This window comes from Escherichia sp. 94.0001, assembly GCF_013369155.2.
Classification (GTDB): Bacteria; Pseudomonadota; Gammaproteobacteria; order Enterobacterales; family Enterobacteriaceae; genus Escherichia; species Escherichia coli_F.
The window spans coordinates 1-15,761 of sequence record NZ_JABWMS020000038.1; the positions used below are offsets into that span (position 1 = coordinate 1).

15 protein-coding genes are annotated in these 15,761 nt (G+C 49.5%); 8 read left to right on the plus strand and 7 right to left on the minus strand.

Annotation, left to right across the window (positions count from 1 at the left end; translation table 11 throughout):
• Positions 1 to 1,317, minus strand: a 1,317-nt coding sequence (locus HEN33_RS16370; protein WP_183083445.1) for a DUF4049 domain-containing protein, incomplete at its 3' end; no start/stop codon positions are given.
• Positions 1,318 to 1,698: 381 nt separating this feature from the next.
• On the opposite strand from HEN33_RS16370, the gene HEN33_RS16375 reads away from it, so the two are divergent.
• Entirely contained in the window at positions 1,699 to 2,751 is a 1,053-nt protein-coding gene (locus HEN33_RS16375) for a DUF2776 domain-containing protein (protein ID WP_142432812.1), read from the plus strand.
• A gap of 307 nt (positions 2,752 to 3,058) precedes the next feature.
• Here the strand turns inward: HEN33_RS16375 and HEN33_RS16380 are convergent, their stop codons facing one another.
• On the minus strand, positions 3,059 to 4,261 hold the full coding sequence (locus tag HEN33_RS16380) for an aminoacetone oxidase family FAD-binding enzyme (RefSeq protein ID WP_176262615.1): 1,203 nt from the start codon (positions 4,259 to 4,261) through the stop codon (positions 3,059 to 3,061).
• A gap of 231 nt (positions 4,262 to 4,492) precedes the next feature.
• On the opposite strand from HEN33_RS16380, the gene pitA reads away from it, so the two are divergent.
• Complete coding sequence (gene pitA, locus HEN33_RS16385; RefSeq protein ID WP_000902780.1) at positions 4,493 to 5,992, plus strand: inorganic phosphate transporter PitA; 1,500 nt, start codon at positions 4,493 to 4,495, stop codon at positions 5,990 to 5,992.
• 244 nt (positions 5,993 to 6,236) lie between these two features.
• Here pitA and uspB read toward each other — a convergent pair whose 3' ends face one another.
• Complete coding sequence (uspB, locus tag HEN33_RS16390; RefSeq protein WP_000626187.1) at positions 6,237 to 6,572, minus strand: universal stress protein UspB; 336 nt, start codon at positions 6,570 to 6,572, stop codon at positions 6,237 to 6,239.
• 390 nt (positions 6,573 to 6,962) lie between these two features.
• Between uspB and uspA the strand changes: the two genes are divergently transcribed.
• Positions 6,963 to 7,397, plus strand: coding sequence for a universal stress protein UspA (gene uspA / locus HEN33_RS16395; protein ID WP_000323571.1), 435 nt, complete (start codon positions 6,963 to 6,965; stop codon positions 7,395 to 7,397).
• Positions 7,398 to 7,495: 98 nt separating this feature from the next.
• On the opposite strand, the gene HEN33_RS26385 is transcribed toward uspA, so the two are convergent.
• Positions 7,496 to 7,549 (minus strand): hypothetical protein, encoded by a 54-nt coding sequence (locus HEN33_RS26385; protein ID WP_212591402.1) that lies wholly within the window; start codon positions 7,547 to 7,549, stop codon positions 7,496 to 7,498.
• A 165-nt stretch (positions 7,550 to 7,714) separates the two neighbouring features.
• Here HEN33_RS26385 and dtpB point away from each other — a divergent pair, with 165 nt between their 5' ends.
• A complete protein-coding gene (gene dtpB / locus HEN33_RS16400) occupies positions 7,715 to 9,184 on the plus strand; it encodes a dipeptide/tripeptide permease DtpB (RefSeq protein WP_105288472.1) in 1,470 nt (489 codons plus the stop codon).
• 48 nt (positions 9,185 to 9,232) lie between these two features.
• Here dtpB and rsmJ read toward each other — a convergent pair whose 3' ends face one another.
• Both rsmJ and prlC read right to left on the minus strand, forming a co-directional pair.
• A complete protein-coding gene (gene rsmJ / locus HEN33_RS16405) occupies positions 9,233 to 9,985 on the minus strand; it encodes a 16S rRNA (guanine(1516)-N(2))-methyltransferase RsmJ (RefSeq protein WP_000686620.1) in 753 nt (250 codons plus the stop codon).
• A gap of 7 nt (positions 9,986 to 9,992) precedes the next feature.
• Complete coding sequence (gene prlC / locus HEN33_RS16410) at positions 9,993 to 12,035, minus strand: oligopeptidase A (RefSeq protein ID WP_001353599.1); 2,043 nt, start codon at positions 12,033 to 12,035, stop codon at positions 9,993 to 9,995.
• A gap of 202 nt (positions 12,036 to 12,237) precedes the next feature.
• Here prlC and rlmJ point away from each other — a divergent pair, with 202 nt between their 5' ends.
• On the plus strand, positions 12,238 to 13,080 hold the full coding sequence (rlmJ, locus tag HEN33_RS16415) for a 23S rRNA (adenine(2030)-N(6))-methyltransferase (protein WP_176262614.1): 843 nt from the start codon (positions 12,238 to 12,240) through the stop codon (positions 13,078 to 13,080).
• A gap of 71 nt (positions 13,081 to 13,151) precedes the next feature.
• Positions 13,152 to 14,504, plus strand: a complete 1,353-nt coding sequence (gorA, locus tag HEN33_RS16420; RefSeq protein ID WP_000160796.1) for a glutathione-disulfide reductase — start codon at positions 13,152 to 13,154, stop codon at positions 14,502 to 14,504.
• Positions 14,505 to 14,557: 53 nt separating this feature from the next.
• On the opposite strand, the gene dinQ is transcribed toward gorA, so the two are convergent.
• Entirely contained in the window at positions 14,558 to 14,641 is an 84-nt protein-coding gene (gene dinQ, locus HEN33_RS16425; RefSeq protein WP_001295215.1) for a damage-inducible type I toxin DinQ, read from the minus strand.
• A 178-nt stretch (positions 14,642 to 14,819) separates the two neighbouring features.
• Between dinQ and HEN33_RS16430 the strand changes: the two genes are divergently transcribed.
• Together HEN33_RS16430 and arsR are read left to right on the plus strand one after the other, a co-directional pair.
• Positions 14,820 to 15,137, plus strand: coding sequence for a hypothetical protein (locus HEN33_RS16430; protein ID WP_064735148.1), 318 nt, complete (start codon positions 14,820 to 14,822; stop codon positions 15,135 to 15,137).
• A 245-nt stretch (positions 15,138 to 15,382) separates the two neighbouring features.
• Positions 15,383 to 15,736 carry an As(III)-sensing metalloregulatory transcriptional repressor ArsR gene (gene arsR, locus HEN33_RS16435; RefSeq protein WP_160524379.1) on the plus strand — a complete coding sequence of 118 codons (354 nt, stop codon included), beginning with the start codon at positions 15,383 to 15,385 and terminating at the stop codon, positions 15,734 to 15,736.
• The last annotated feature ends 25 nt before the right edge of the window (positions 15,737 to 15,761 follow it).

The following is a 15,761-nucleotide window of genomic DNA, read 5'->3' on the forward strand; positions in this document are numbered from 1 at the left end:
GAATAGAGGATCATCCATATGTTCTTTATGTTTTTTATTAAATACATTAGCTAATTCCTCAGGATCAGTAGGATTTTTCATCTGTTTAAATGGAACCTGCAAAGCACCGAGACAATAACATTTACTTTCTTCATTTCTTATTATTCCGTGATGACTGGTTAAAACTTTCCTTTCTGGGTCATAATTACAAACATCAAGCGTTTTAATTAAATTATATGTATCACCGGCGGAGAGTCTATGATTTGCCAGTCCTGCAGTATAGTTACCATTAAAATGGATTTCATGATTTCCAGCCAGAACGACGACATTTTTATTTATACGACTATCTTTATTACTCTCCATATTCCGCATAGAATTTAGCAAAGTAAGTATGTATTGGTCACCAAAAATAGTACTACATCTATCGCCGGTATGATCCCCAAGGAAGATACAGGGGGTAATCGCATCGCCTTTTAAAAAAATATGTTTATGCAACTTATTCAGGGTAAGATCCCTTGAATTTAATAAATCGTAGAGTTCTTCATTCTTTTTATGTTTGTATGCAAATGAAGCCATGCTTTCGTGATTTAATAATTCACATAATAAACTCCAACCATTTTTACTGATGCCTATATGCCCTGAAACGAGCAATGCATAAAGTACAGCACCCACTCTTCCATCTGTATCGCCAAAATAAGCCGTGTTGGCATTTTGTGAGTTTATCTGACCACACTGTTTATAAAAATCTATATTTGAGAAGATAGATTTAACTCTGTCATCAAACTTTTCCTTAGTGAGCATCTCAGTAGAGACATCCCAACGCCAGTCAGGTTTAAAATTACCGCTAAGAAGAGTAAAGAAATTTTCAGATATGATAGAAAGCCCATCAATTTTATAAATTATGTCTGATTTATCTCCGGAGAAATTAATAAAATAATAACCATCCCTACGCTCAATCGTAACGGTTATGGGAGACGATAATTTTAACACATGGTTATTGTCTGGTATAATTGTAAAGATAAACGTGTCAGTATCCATGTTGGCGAAACTATTATATTCTTGGATATCTATAGAAGGTTCACTATTGTAAAGCGATGTTTTCACCGTCTGATGAAAATAGTCATTTACATTCCAGTGACCATATTGCAGGAAATAGATGATATGCAGGCCTGCATTGTTACCTATTTGCGAAAATTTATCCAGAATATTAACTTCAACTGTCTTTGAAAGATGTTTTTTATCAACCTTGCCATGGTGTTGATGATTGTTAACTTTATCTGAATGCTTATCTTGATGGCTTAAGGATTTGTTTCCAATCAGATTGTGAATTGCTTTCATAAATAACCTGTGATATTTTTGAATTGTTTGTTACAAAATAAACGATACATGTCTGAAAGACATATTTACGACGATATAAAGCAATAATAATTATATGTTCGCTGATTTTAAACACCGAGACCATCCGGTCTTTTACCAATAATGAAAAATAATCCCTCCCTGGAAGATAATTGTAAAGAACGACATAATAAGAATTAATCTTAGGATAAATATTTATTTACCATGGCCTTTTGAACGCTGAAAAGTAGCGCTCTCCAAAGTAAACCCCGCTATAGTTATACTATGCATTTGTCTTTAATGATATCTCGTCATTGTATTAACAGGCTGAAATTATCATTAATGCACGTTTCAATATTAGCAGGGATACCTGAGGAGTTTAAAGTGAACATATATATCGGGTGGCTTTTCAAATTAATCCCTTTAATTATGGGCTTGATTTGTATCGCGTTAGGTGGCTTTGTGCTGGAAAGTTCAGGGCAAAGCGAATATTTCGTCGCGGGTCATGTGCTCATTTCTCTGGCAGCCATATGCCTGGCATTATTCACTACCGCATTTATTATCATTTCGCAGCTCACGCGCGGCGTTAATACGTTTTACAATACATTGTTCCCCATTATTGGCTATGCGGGGTCAATTATCACCATGATATGGGGTTGGGTACTGTTAGCAGGCAATGATGTGATGGCAGACGAGTTTGTCGCCGGCCATGTTATTTTTGGCGTTGGTATGATTGCCGCCTGTGTATCGACAGTGGCAGCGTCATCCGGTCACTTTCTGCTCATTCCTAAAAACGCAGCGGGGAGTAAGAGCGACGGAACACCGGTACAGGCTTATTCTTCATTAATCGGTAATTGCCTCATTGCCGTTCCCGTGTTACTCACCCTGCTCGGTTTCATTTGGTCGATAACGCTGTTACGCAGTGCCGACATAACCCCACATTATGTCGCCGGTCACGTATTGCTTGGGTTAACCGCAATCTGTGCCTGTCTAATTGGCCTTGTTGCCACAATCGTCCATCAAACACGTAATACGTTTTCAACGAAAGAGCACTGGCTGTGGTGTTATTGGGTTATTTTTCTCGGCTCAATCACGGTGCTGCAGGGCATATACGTGTTAGTCAGCTCCGATGCAAGCGCCCGACTGGCTCCCGGCATTATTCTCATTTGCCTCGGAATGATCTGTTACAGCATATTCTCAAAAGTCTGGCTACTGGCACTGGTCTGGAGACGTACCTGTTCGTTAGCCAACAGAATACCGATGATTCCCGTCTTCACCTGCCTGTTTTGCCTTTTCCTGGCATCGTTTCTTGCAGAAATGGCGCAGACCGACATGGGATATTTTATTCCTTCGCGGGTTCTGGTCGGTTTGGGAGCGGTATGCTTTACGTTGTTCTCAATCGTTTCAATATTAGAAGCGGGTTCTGCTAAAAAATAATTGCAACGTACCGGATAAAACCAGCGTCGACCAATTGCGTAACGCTGGTTTTTCTTAGGTATCATGAAATAACTTAACATTGATGGTTAAGTATAAAAAAACAGCAAAGTTACTGTCTTTTTTCAACCTGTTCATATTTTATAAAGATCTGGACTTCGGTCGATTTTTAATCACCATTCCCCCACCTTATTTTAAGCATGGAGGGTTTCAGTTCACGGGCTTATTAGAAAATAATCACAAGATAGCCACTATCAAAATTAGCTCATTTTTAATGCGGCTCTAATAATTTTCATCTTTAGGTAATAGGTCAGGACGACTTCGCTGCAATCAAATCCTGCGCACAAGCCCACGCACTCGACCACGCCCACTGGAAGTTATAGCCTCCCAGCCAACCAGTGACGTCCATCACTTCACCGATGAAGTACAGCCCAGGCACTTTGCGCGCTTCCATCGTCCGTGAAGAGAGTTCGTTGGTATCCACGCCGCCGAGCGTCACTTCGGCAGTGCGATAGCCTTCAGTGCCGTTCGGCTGCACACGCCAGTCGGTCAATGTGCTAATCAGTGCCTGTTGGTCACGTACGTTGAGCTGTTTTAGCGACACCTCCGGGATTTGCCCGAGTTGTTGTAACCGTTCAACCAACCGCTTAGGTAGATGAACCGCCAGTGTGTTTTTCAGGCTCTGATTCGGATGTGCGTTACGCTGTTCATTCAGGAAGGTTTCGAGGTCCACATCCGGTAGCAGATTAATGCTGACAAATTCACCCGGTTGCCAGTAGCTGGAAATCTGCAACACTGCCGGTCCAGACAAGCCGCGATGGGTGAAGAGTAAGTTCTCACGGAAAACGGTGCCGTTTTCAGCCGTAATCACGGAAGGTACCGCCACACCCGCCAGCACCTGTAACTCCTCGAGCAACGGTTTATGCAAAGTGAATGGCACCAGACCCGCGCGGGTCGGCAGCACGTTGAGGCCAAATTGTTCGGCAATCTTATAACCAAACGGCGATGCCCCCAGCCCCGGCATTGACAGCCCACCGGTCGCGATGACCAGTTTTTCGCTACCGACGGTCATGCCATTCAGTTCAAGCGTGAAGCCTGTTTCATCCTTCGCCACACTCAGCACTTCGCTTCGCAATCTGAAGGTCACATTGCCCTTCTCGCACTCAGCCACCAGCATGTCGACAATCTGCTGCGCGGATTCATCACAGAAGAGTTGCCCTAACGTTTTCTCGTGCCAGGCAATGCCGTGCTTATTGACCAGATCAATGAAATCCCACTGGGTAAAACGCGCGAGTGCAGACTTACAAAAATGCGGATTCTGGCTCAGATAAGCGCCCGGTTCGACATAAAGGTTGGTAAAGTTGCAGCGCCCACCGCCAGACATGAGGATTTTGCGCCCTGGTTTTTTACCATTATCGATCAGCAGAACCCGGCGTCCTGCCTGACCTGCCAGCGCAGAACAGAACATACCCGCCGCACCAGCGCCTATAATAATGGCATCAAACCTTTCCACGTTGCGCTCCTCTAAGAAAAAACGGGCGTGAATTGTAAAGATTCCTCAGTGGTCGCACCAGCATCAATATTACTAAAAGGAAGTATTTGCCTGAATTATATAAGATAATTATTTTTTGAGTGCAATCTATACAGGAGGCAAATCAAAAAAAGTCTATATTTCACTTTGCCCGCGCCGCGAAAGTCACTGATAATGCGCCGCGTTCATGTCCTCAAAATGGCGTAACGTCCTATGCTACATTTGTTTGCTGGCCTGGATTTGCATACCGGGCTGTTATTATTGCTTGCACTGGCTTTTGTGCTGTTCTACGAAGCCATCAATGGTTTCCATGACACAGCCAACGCCGTGGCAACCGTTATCTATACCCGCGCGATGCGTTCTCAGCTCGCCGTGGTTATGGCAGCGGTGTTCAACTTTTTGGGTGTTTTGCTGGGTGGTCTGAGTGTCGCCTATGCCATTGTGCATATGCTGCCGACGGATCTGCTGCTTAATATGGGATCGTCTCATGGCCTTGCCATGGTGTTCTCTATGTTGCTGGCGGCGATTATCTGGAACCTGGGTACCTGGTACTTTGGTTTACCTGCATCCAGCTCTCATACGCTGATTGGCGCGATCATCGGGATTGGTTTAACCAATGCGTTGATGACCGGGACGTCAGTGGTGGATGCACTCAATATCCCGAAAGTATTAAGTATTTTCGGTTCTCTAATCGTTTCCCCTATTGTCGGCCTGGTGTTTGCTGGCGGTCTGATTTTCTTGCTGCGTCGCTACTGGAGCGGCACCAAGAAACGCGCCCGTATCCACCTGACCCCAGCGGAGCGTGAAAAGAAAGACGGCAAGAAAAAGCCGCCGTTCTGGACGCGTATCGCGCTGATCCTTTCCGCTATCGGTGTGGCGTTTTCTCACGGCGCAAATGATGGTCAGAAAGGCATTGGTCTGGTTATGTTGGTACTGATTGGCGTCGCGCCAGCAGGCTTCGTGGTGAATATGAATGCCACTGGCTACGAAATCACCCGTACCCGTGATGCCATCAACAACGTGGAAGCTTACTTTGAGCAGCACCCTGCGCTGCTGAAACAGGCTACCGGTGCTGATCAGTTAGTACCGGCTCCGGAAGCTGGCGCAACGCAACCTGCGGAGTTCCATTGCCATCCATCGAATACCATTAACGCGCTCAACCGCCTGAAAGGCATGTTGACTACCGATGTGGAAAGCTACGACAAGCTGTCGCTTGATCAACGTAGCCAGATGCGCCGCATTATGCTGTGCGTTTCTGACACTATCGACAAAGTGGTGAAGATGCCTGGCGTGAGTGCAGACGATCAGCGCCTGTTGAAGAAACTGAAGTCCGACATGCTTAGCACCATCGAGTATGCGCCGGTGTGGATCATCATGGCGGTCGCGCTGGCGTTAGGTATCGGTACGATGATTGGCTGGCGTCGTGTGGCAACGACTATCGGTGAGAAAATCGGTAAGAAAGGCATGACCTACGCTCAGGGGATGTCTGCCCAGATGACTGCGGCAGTGTCTATCGGCCTGGCGAGTTATACCGGGATGCCGGTTTCCACTACCCACGTACTCTCCTCTTCTGTCGCGGGGACGATGGTGGTAGATGGCGGCGGCTTACAGCGTAAAACCGTGACCAGTATTCTGATGGCCTGGGTGTTTACCCTTCCGGCTGCGGTACTGCTTTCCGGCGGGCTTTACTGGCTCTCCTTGCAGTTCCTGTAATCGCACGCACCAAAACGAGCGGGTCAGTTGGCCCGCTTCAGATTGTTGACATAGTGCGCTTTGTTCATGCCGGATGCGGCGTGAACGCCTTATCCAGCCTACAAAAACATGCAAATTCAATAGATTGCAGAGATTATGTAGGCCTGATAAGCGTAGCGCATCAGGCAATTTTGCGTTTGTAATCAGTCTCGAGCGGGTCAGTTTGCTGGCCCGCTTTTTTTATGCGTTATTTTTTCTGAAGTGCTTAATGCCAAATCATCAATGCAATCAGACTGACCACCACCAGACCACACAATGCGCTGGTCAGAATAAACTGCCGACGCACCCGCTCACAGCGGCGAATAAACTCATCATCGTGATGATCGCGATAACGTTGGGCATAGATATACCAAACGAGACGCACCTGTTTGTTGGGTTGGCCATGTGAGGTAAAAAAGCCCCCTCCATCAACATATTGATAGAGCAATGGATCGCAGTTACGCAGTACCACTAACAACGCGCGTAGTGATGAGAAATAGCGCGCCATGTTAACAATGCAAACGACACATAAAGCCCAAAATAATGCGACGGTGCTTATCATACCTCCTCCCCGGCGACCTGCCCGCGGAGTTCCACCCCGGGGCTACCGCTCCCGATACGCTGCCAATCAGTTAACACCAGGTCCTGGAGAAACCGCTTTTGTGGTGACCAACATCCGAGCGGCTCTATAGATAGTGTAGGAGATCAGGTTGTTTTTTTTCCAGAAGGTTAACCACTATCAATATATTCATGCCGAAAATTTGTTTATCTAACGGGTAAGCAAGGCGGATTGACGGATCATCCGGGTCGCTATAAGGTAAGGATGGTCTTAACACTGAATCTTTACGGCTGGGTTAGCCCCGCGCACGTAGTTCGCAGGACGCGGGTGACGTAACGGCACAAGAAACGCTAGCTGGCCAGTCATCGACAACTTTATGGAAGGAGTAACACTATGGCTTATAAACACATTCTCATCGCGGTCGATCTCTCCCCGGAAAGCAAAGTTCTGGTAGAGAAAGCAGTCTCTATGGCTCGCCCCTACAATGCGAAAGTTTCTCTGATCCACGTAGATGTAAACTACTCTGACCTATACACCGGGCTTATTGATGTGAATCTGGGTGATATGCAGAAACGCATCTCTGAAGAGACACATCATGCGCTGACCGAGCTTTCCACTAATGCAGGCTACCCAATCACTGAAACCCTGAGCGGCAGCGGCGATCTGGGCCAGGTTCTGGTCGATGCAATCAAGAAATACGATATGGATCTGGTGGTTTGTGGTCACCACCAGGACTTCTGGAGCAAACTAATGTCTTCCGCACGTCAGCTGATCAACACCGTTCACGTTGATATGCTGATTGTTCCGCTGCGCGACGAAGAAGAATAATCTTCCCTCCACGACGTGTGCCTGAACGCCCGCATATGCGGGCGTTTTGCTTTTTGGCGCGCCTTGTTACCTGATGCAGCGTATACGCCTTATCTGGCCTACGATCTGCGTACGCAATCAAAATCCCCAGCCAATACAACATTTAACACCATCATATTTTCCATCATTAGTGTGATCAGCTGGTTATTTTCTGTTGTAATAGTGTATTAATCTATTCACCGCATCAATATTAAGAATCTCTGACAGATGTAAACTTTTTCGCGCGTTATCCCTTACGCGTTCATACTTTTCAGGATGGTATTGGAAGGTTAATAAATATGAATACAACAACACCCATGGGGATGCTGCAGCAACCTCGCCCATTTTTCATGATCTTTTTTGTCGAGTTATGGGAGCGATTCGGCTACTACGGCGTGCAGGGCGTACTGGCGGTTTTCTTCGTTAAACAGCTTGGATTCTCGCAAGAACAGGCTTTTGTCACCTTTGGTGCGTTTGCTGCGCTGGTCTATGGCCTCATCTCCATTGGCGGCTATGTCGGCGACCACCTACTGGGGACCAAACGCACCATTGTTCTTGGAGCGCTTGTGCTGGCGATTGGCTACTTCATGACCGGGATGTCGCTACTTAAGCCTGACCTGATTTTCATCGCCCTGGGCACTATCGCTGTCGGTAACGGCCTGTTTAAAGCTAACCCCGCCAGCTTGCTTTCGAAGTGCTATCCGCCGAAAGATCCACGGCTTGATGGCGCATTCACCCTGTTCTATATGTCGATCAATATCGGCTCGTTGATAGCGTTATCGTTGGCCCCTGTGATCGCTGATAGATTCGGCTATTCAGTCACCTACAACCTGTGCGGTGCGGGATTAATTATCGCGCTATTGGTTTACATCGCCTGTCGCGGAATGGTGAAAGACATTGGTTCTGAACCCGACTTCAAGCCGATGAGCTTCAGCAAACTGTTGTACGTGTTACTTGGCAGCGTGGTGATGATCTTCGTCTGTGCATGGCTGATGCACAACGTAGAAGTCGCCAATCTAGTGCTGATTGTTCTCTCCATCGTCGTCACCATCATCTTCTTTCGTCAGGCATTCAAGCTGGATAAAACCGGGCGTAATAAAATGTTTGTCGCCTTTGTTCTGATGCTCGAAGCGGTGGTGTTTTACATTCTCTACGCCCAGATGCCAACGTCGCTGAACTTCTTTGCCATCAACAACGTGCATCATGAAATTCTCGGCTTTTCCATCAACCCGGTCAGCTTCCAGGCGCTTAACCCGTTCTGGGTGGTACTCGCCAGCCCAATACTGGCAGGTATCTACACGCATTTGGGTAACAAAGGCAAAGACCTCTCGATGCCGATGAAATTTACTCTCGGTATGTTTATGTGCTCGCTGGGCTTTTTGACGGCTGCAGCTGCGGGAATGTGGTTTGCTGATGCACAAGGACTGACATCGCCGTGGTTTATCGTGCTGGTTTACTTGTTCCAGAGCCTGGGTGAACTGTTTATTAGCGCCCTTGGCCTGGCGATGATTGCTGCCCTGGTGCCGCAGCATTTGATGGGCTTTATTCTCGGGATGTGGTTCCTGACGCAAGCTGCCGCGTTCTTGCTTGGCGGCTATGTGGCAACATTTACCGCAGTACCAGACAACATTACCGATCCGCTTGAGACGTTGCCCGTCTATACCAGCGTGTTTGGTAAGATTGGCCTGGTTACGCTGGGCGTTGCGGTGGTGATGCTGCTGATGGTGCCGTGGCTGAAACGAATGATTGCGACGCCCGAAAGCCATTAATTATTCTTGCAGAAAGCAGGGTAGCGATAACGCTACCCTGCTTTACTTTTACACCGGCGTTCCGGCATAAATATCAAAGCGATGCCCTTTGGTGACAACCGCGTTTGGCGTGGCGACATTCGCCAGCGGCGGCGCGTAGTCCGGGCGCTTTACCACCACGCGTTTGGTCGCCAGCAAGCGTGCAGGCTCCAGCAATCCATCAGCGTCGAGATCCGGCCCCACCAGCGACTGGAACACGCGCATCTCTTTTTTCACCAGCGCGCTTTTCTGCTTATGCGGGAACATCGGGTCGAGATAGACCACCTGCGGGCGGGGAGTAATATCGGTTAGCGCCGTCAGGCTGGAGGCGTGGATTAACTGTAAACGCTCCTGCAACCAGCCGCCGATTTCCGCATCCGCATAACCACGCGCCAGGCCGTCGTCGAGCAATGCAGCAACCACCGGATTACGCTCCAGCATCCGCACGCGGCAGCCGACTGAAGCCAGCACAAAGGCATCGCGACCTAAACCTGCGGTAGCGTCTACTACGTCCGGCAAATAATCGCCTTTAATGCCTACCGCTTTCGCCACCGCCTCACCGCGACCACCGCCGAATTTGCGTCGGTGCGCCATCGCTCCGCCAACAAAATCAACAAAGATGCCACCAAGTTTTGGCTCATCACGCTTGCGCAGTTCCAGATGCTCCGGTGTTAACACCAGCGCCATCAGGTTGTCTTCATCATGTTCCAGCCCCCAGCGAGCCGCCAGAACAGATAAGGCACCGTCTCCGGTGCCTGTTTCATCAATTAAGCAGATTTTCACTGAATGATCAGCCCTTAATGCCGTAATGCTCCAGCATCGCATCCAGTTGCGGTTCACGACCACGGAAGCGTTTGAACAGATCCATCGGCTCTTCTGAACCGCCACGGCTCAGAATGTTGTCGAGGAACGACTGTCCGGTTTCACGGTTGAAAATGCCCTCTTCCTCAAAACGCGAGAAGGCATCTGCTGCCAGCACATCGGCCCACAGGTAGCTGTAGTAACCTGCAGCATAACCACCGGCGAAAATATGGCTGAAAGCGTGCGGGAAACGGCCCCATGACGGAGACGGTACCACGGCAACCAGTTTCTTGATTTCTGCCAGAGTTTCGAGGATTTTCGCCCCCTGATCCGGACGGAATTCTGCATGTAGACGGAAATCGAACAGGCCGAACTCCAGCTGACGCAGAATAAACAGCGCCGCCTGGTAGTTCTTCGCCGCCAGCATTTTATCCAGCAGTTCTTTCGGCAGCGGTTCGCCAGTCTCATAGTGACCGGAGATAAACGCCAGCGCCTCCGGCTCCCAGCACCAGTTTTCCATAAACTGGCTCGGCAGTTCGACCGCATCCCACGGCACCCCGCTGATCCCGGATACACCGGCGGTTTCAATGCGGGTCAGCATATGGTGCAGACCATGACCGAACTCGTGGAACAGCGTGATTACTTCGTCATGCGTAAACAGCGCCGGTTTACCATTCACCGGGCGGTTGAAGTTACAGGTCAGATACGCGACCGGTTTTTGCAGCGAACCGTCGGCTTTACGCATCTGGCCTACGCAGTCATCCATCCACGCCCCGCCGCGTTTGTTTTCACGGGCATACAGGTCGAGGTAGAAGCTGCCGCGCAGTTCGTTGTTCTCGTCATACAGTTCGAAGAAACGGACATCCGGGTGCCAGACATCAACATCTTTGCGCTCTTTGGCTGTGATGCCGTAAATACGTTTCACCACTTCAAACAAGCCGTTAACCGCTTTGTTTTCCGGGAAGTACGGACGCAGTTGTTCGTCGCTGATGCTGTAGAGGTGCTGTTTCTGTTTTTCGCTGTAGTACGCAATATCCCACGGCTGCAACTCATCGACGCCAAATTCGGCTTTGGCGAAGGTGCGCAGCTGTGCCAGCTCTTTTTCACCCTGCGGACGGGCGCGTTTTGCCAGATCGGTTAAGAAATCAAGCACCTGCTGCGGGTTTTCTGCCATTTTAGTGGCAAGGGATTTAAAGGCGTAGTTTTCAAAGCCCAGCAGTTGCGCCAGTTCGTGACGCAGCGCGAGGATCTCTTCCATCACCTTGCTGTTATCCCACTTACCGGCGTTCGGGCCTTGATCGGAAGCGCGAGTGCTGTAAGCGCGATACATCTCTTCACGCAAGGCCTGGTTGTCGCAGTAGGTCATTACCGGCAAATAGCTTGGGATATCCAGCGTCAGCAAGTAGCCCTCCAGTTCTTTCGCTTCGGCCTGGGCTTTTGCCGCTGCCAGCGCGCTTTCTGGCATACCCGCCAGTTCCGCTTCGTCGGTAACGAGTTTGGTCCAGCCCATCGTCGCATCAAGGACGTTGTTGCTGTACTGGTTGCCCAGTTCGGAAAGACGGGTAGCAATTTCGCCGTAGCGTTGCTGTTTCTCTTTCGGCAGACCGATGCCAGAGAGTTCAAAATCACGCAGGGCGTTATCAACCGCTTTCTTCTGCGCCGTATTCAGCGTGGCGTAATGATCGCCATCGCGCAGATCGCGGTACGCTTTATACAGCCCTTCATGTTGCCCTACCCAGGTGCTGTATTCTGACAGCAGCGGCAGGGTTTGTTCGTAGGCTTCACGCAGTTCCGGGCTATTTTTCACCGAGTTCAGGTGGCTGACCGGGGAGAAGATACGCCCCAACACATCGTCCACTTCCGCCAGCGGCTGGCAGAGATTTTCCCAGGTGTACGGTGCCCCTTGCGCTACTACGCGCTCCACATTTTCGCGGCAGTCATTCAATGCCTTCGTCACGGCTGGAACGACATGTTCCGGGAGAATTTTAGAAAACGGAGGCAATTCAAAGGGAGTCAGTAACGGATTCGTCATTAGCGCAGTCCTGGTTAAAGAGGTTAAGGAAGCGCTCAACAGGCGCTTTACATAATGTGTGTAGCATGGGGTTAAGTGTAGTGAATTTCAATGAGAAACGTTACGCTTTCGCGGCGACGGCCTCTTTTCGGTATACTGTCCTGATAGGCTTTTGTGCGCCCCGAATACGGGCCGATTTTTACTTACCGGAACACCTTTACCCATGCTCAGTTATCGCCACAGCTTTCACGCTGGCAACCACGCCGACGTTCTTAAACATACCGTTCAGAGCCTGATCATCGAGTCACTGAAAGAGAAAGATAAACCGTTTCTCTATCTGGATACCCACGCGGGTGCGGGACGTTATCAGTTAGGCAGTGAACATGCCGAGCGTACCGGCGAATATCTCGAAGGTATCGCCCGTATCTGGCAGCAGGACGATCTGCCTGCGGAGCTGGAACCGTACATCAGCGTGGTGGAACATTTTAACCGTAGCGGGCAGTTACGTTACTACCCAGGTTCGCCGTTGATTGCTCGCCAGCTACTGCGCGAGCAGGACAGTCTGCAACTGACCGAGCTGCACCCGAGCGATTACCCGTTGCTGCGTGCTGAATTTCAGAAAGACAGCCGTGCGCGCGTGGAAAAAGCCGACGGTTTCCAGCAGCTTAAAGCCAAGCTGCCGCCGGTTTCTCGCCGTGGTTTAATCCTTATCGACCCGCCGTATGAAATGAAAACCGACTATCAGGCGGTGGTCAGCGGCATTAACGAGGGGTATAAACGTTTTGCCACAGGCGTCTACGCGCTGTGGTATCCAGTGGTGCTGCGTCAGCAAATCAAGCGCATGATCCACGATCTGGAAGCGACCGGTATTCGCAAGATTATGCAAATTGAACTGGCGGTACTGCCAGACAGCGATCGCCGTGGCATGACCGCTTCCGGCATGATTGTGATTAACCCGCCGTGGAAGCTGGAACAGCAGATGAATAACGTGTTGCCGTGGTTGCACAGCAAACTGGTTCCGGCTGGCACCGGGCATGCCACCGTAAGCTGGATCGTGCCAGAGTAATTGCAGCCATCGCTGGCACCTATTACGTCTCGCGCTACAATCGCGGTAATCAACGATAAGGACAATATGTCATGACTAAACACTATGATTACATCGCCATCGGCGGCGGCAGCGGCGGTATCGCCTCCATCAACCGCGCGGCTATGTACGGTCAGAAATGCGCGCTGATTGAAGCCAAAGAACTGGGCGGCACCTGCGTGAATGTTGGCTGCGTGCCGAAAAAAGTGATGTGGCACGCGGCGCAAATCCGTGAAGCGATCCACATGTACGGCCCGGATTATGGTTTCGATACCACCATCAATAAGTTCAACTGGGAAACGTTGATCGCCAGCCGTACCGCCTATATCGACCGTATTCATACCTCCTATGAAAACGTGCTCGGTAAAAATAACGTTGATGTAATCAAAGGCTTTGCCCGCTTCGTTGATGCCAAAACCATTGAAGTAAACGGCGAAACCATCACGGCCGATCATATCCTGATCGCCACCGGCGGTCGCCCGAGCCACCCGGATATTCCGGGCGTGGAATACGGTATTGATTCCGATGGCTTCTTCGCCCTTCCTGCTTTGCCAGAGCGTGTAGCGGTTGTTGGCGCGGGTTACATCGCCGTTGAACTGGCGGGTGTGATTAACGGCCTCGGCGCAAAGACGCATCTGTTTGTTCGTAAACATGCGCCGCTGCGCAGCTTCGACCCGATGATCTCTGAAACGCTGGTCGAAGTGATGAACGCCGAAGGTCCGCAGTTGCACACCAACGCCATCCCGAAAGCGGTCGTGAAAAATGCTGATGGCAGCCTGACGCTGGAGCTGGAAGATGGTCGCAGTGAAACGGTGGATTGCCTGATTTGGGCGATTGGTCGTGAGCCTGCCAATGACAACATTAACCTCGAAGCCGCTGGCGTAAAAACCAACGAAAAAGGCTATATCGTCGTCGATAAATATCAAAATACCAGCGTTGAAGGTATTTACGCGGTGGGCGATAACACGGGCGCAGTGGAACTGACACCGGTGGCAGTTGCAGCAGGCCGCCGCCTCTCTGAACGCCTGTTTAATAACAAGCCGGATGAGCATCTGGATTACAGCAACATTCCGACCGTGGTCTTCAGCCATCCGCCGATTGGTACTGTTGGTTTAACGGAACCGCAGGCGCGCGAGCAATACGGCGACGATCAGGTGAAAGTGTATAAATCCTCTTTCACCGCGATGTATACCGCCGTCACCACTCACCGCCAGCCGTGCCGCATGAAACTGGTGTGCGTTGGACCGGAAGAGAAGATTGTCGGTATTCACGGCATTGGCTTTGGTATGGATGAAATGTTGCAGGGCTTCGCAGTGGCGCTGAAGATGGGCGCAACCAAAAAAGACTTCGACAATACCGTCGCCATTCACCCAACGGCGGCAGAAGAGTTCGTTACCATGCGTTAAATGTTAAAGGGCAAAGAGTGGTGTGCTCTTTGCCCTTAGTTACGTTTCCGCTATCAGTTCAGAAGCTGAAGCAGGAAGCGGATCAGTTCCAGCAGCGCAATTAACGCCCCAAGAACGATGATTGCTTTATCAATCACCCGTTTTCTCCATGCGATGGAGTGAGAATGCATCCGCTTACTCATCCACTGCCTGTCACGGCGCATGCCTCATTGTTAGATGTGGGCAATCTCACTCCGGCCAGAGCATCAGTTAACGGCACCACCCGTACCACTGTTCAGGTCTTTGAAAGCGTTTATGCGCATTACCAGAGTGAAAATGCCTCAGAGCCAACTGGATAATCATACAGTACTTGCGGGTTATAAAACCAGCATGTCCTTGCAATGGTTTCAGTATGGTATTAGCATTGATGTGTTAGATGATGGCTATCTCACTCCAGCCAGAGCCACCAACTCTGGGCTGAAGAGTAAAAAAACCGACGCGAAGTCGGTTTTTTTACGTCCGGATTCGGACAAGGCTTGGTACGGCAGCGACCCGATGAAAGTATATCAATCCTCTTTCACCACCATGTATAGCAAACTGTCCCTTCGCCAGCTGAAGAAATCGCTAACGCTTGCAATGTTAGCCACTGGCTAATAGTATTGAACCGTTAGATGTGGGCATTCTCACTCCAGCCAGAGCCACCAACTCTGGCTGAAGAGTAAAAAACCGACGCAAAGTCGGTTTTTTTACATCCTGATTCAGACTTCCTTTCAAATGAACACCCAACGCTTAATTCACACCTATACCTTTCTCTACACTTACATATTCGTTAAGTCATATATGTTTTTGACTTATCCGCTTCGAAGAGAGACACTAAGTGCAACAATCAGGAGCGTAATATGTCATTTCTGTTACCCATCCAACTCTTCAAAATTCTTGCCGATGAAACCCGTCTGGGCATCGTTTTACTGCTCAGCGAACTGGGTGAGTTATGCGTCTGCGATCTCTGCACTGCCCTCGATCAGTCGCAGCCCAAGATCTCCCGCCATCTGGCATTACTGCGTGAAAGTGGGCTATTGCTGGACCGCAAGCAAGGAAAGTGGGTTCATTACCGTTTATCGCCGCATATTCCAGCATGGGCGGCGAAAATTATTGAGCAGGCCTGGCGATGCGAACAGGAAAAGATTCAGGTGATTGTCCGTAACCTCGCCAGACAAAATTGTTCCGCAGACAGTAAGAATATTTGTAGTTAAAAAATTTATCTAAACACATATGAAT

Bases quoted from the DNA above. Each gene is read 5' to 3' on its own strand.
- pitA (WP_000902780.1), top strand. From the start codon at position 4,493: ATGCTACATTTGTTTGCTGGCCTGGATTTGCATACCGGGCTGTTATTA.
- uspB (WP_000626187.1), bottom strand. From the start codon at position 6,572: ATGATAAGCACCGTCGCATTATTTTGGGCTTTATGTGTCGTTTGCATT.
- uspA (WP_000323571.1), top strand. From the start codon at position 6,963: ATGGCTTATAAACACATTCTCATCGCGGTCGATCTCTCCCCGGAAAGC.
- dtpB (WP_105288472.1), top strand. From the start codon at position 7,715: ATGAATACAACAACACCCATGGGGATGCTGCAGCAACCTCGCCCATTT.
- prlC (WP_001353599.1), bottom strand. From the start codon at position 12,035: ATGACGAATCCGTTACTGACTCCCTTTGAATTGCCTCCGTTTTCTAAA.
- rlmJ (WP_176262614.1), top strand. From the start codon at position 12,238: ATGCTCAGTTATCGCCACAGCTTTCACGCTGGCAACCACGCCGACGTT.
- gorA (WP_000160796.1), top strand. From the start codon at position 13,152: ATGACTAAACACTATGATTACATCGCCATCGGCGGCGGCAGCGGCGGT.
- HEN33_RS16430 (WP_064735148.1), top strand. From the start codon at position 14,820: ATGCCTCAGAGCCAACTGGATAATCATACAGTACTTGCGGGTTATAAA.
- arsR (WP_160524379.1), top strand. From the start codon at position 15,383: ATGTCATTTCTGTTACCCATCCAACTCTTCAAAATTCTTGCCGATGAA.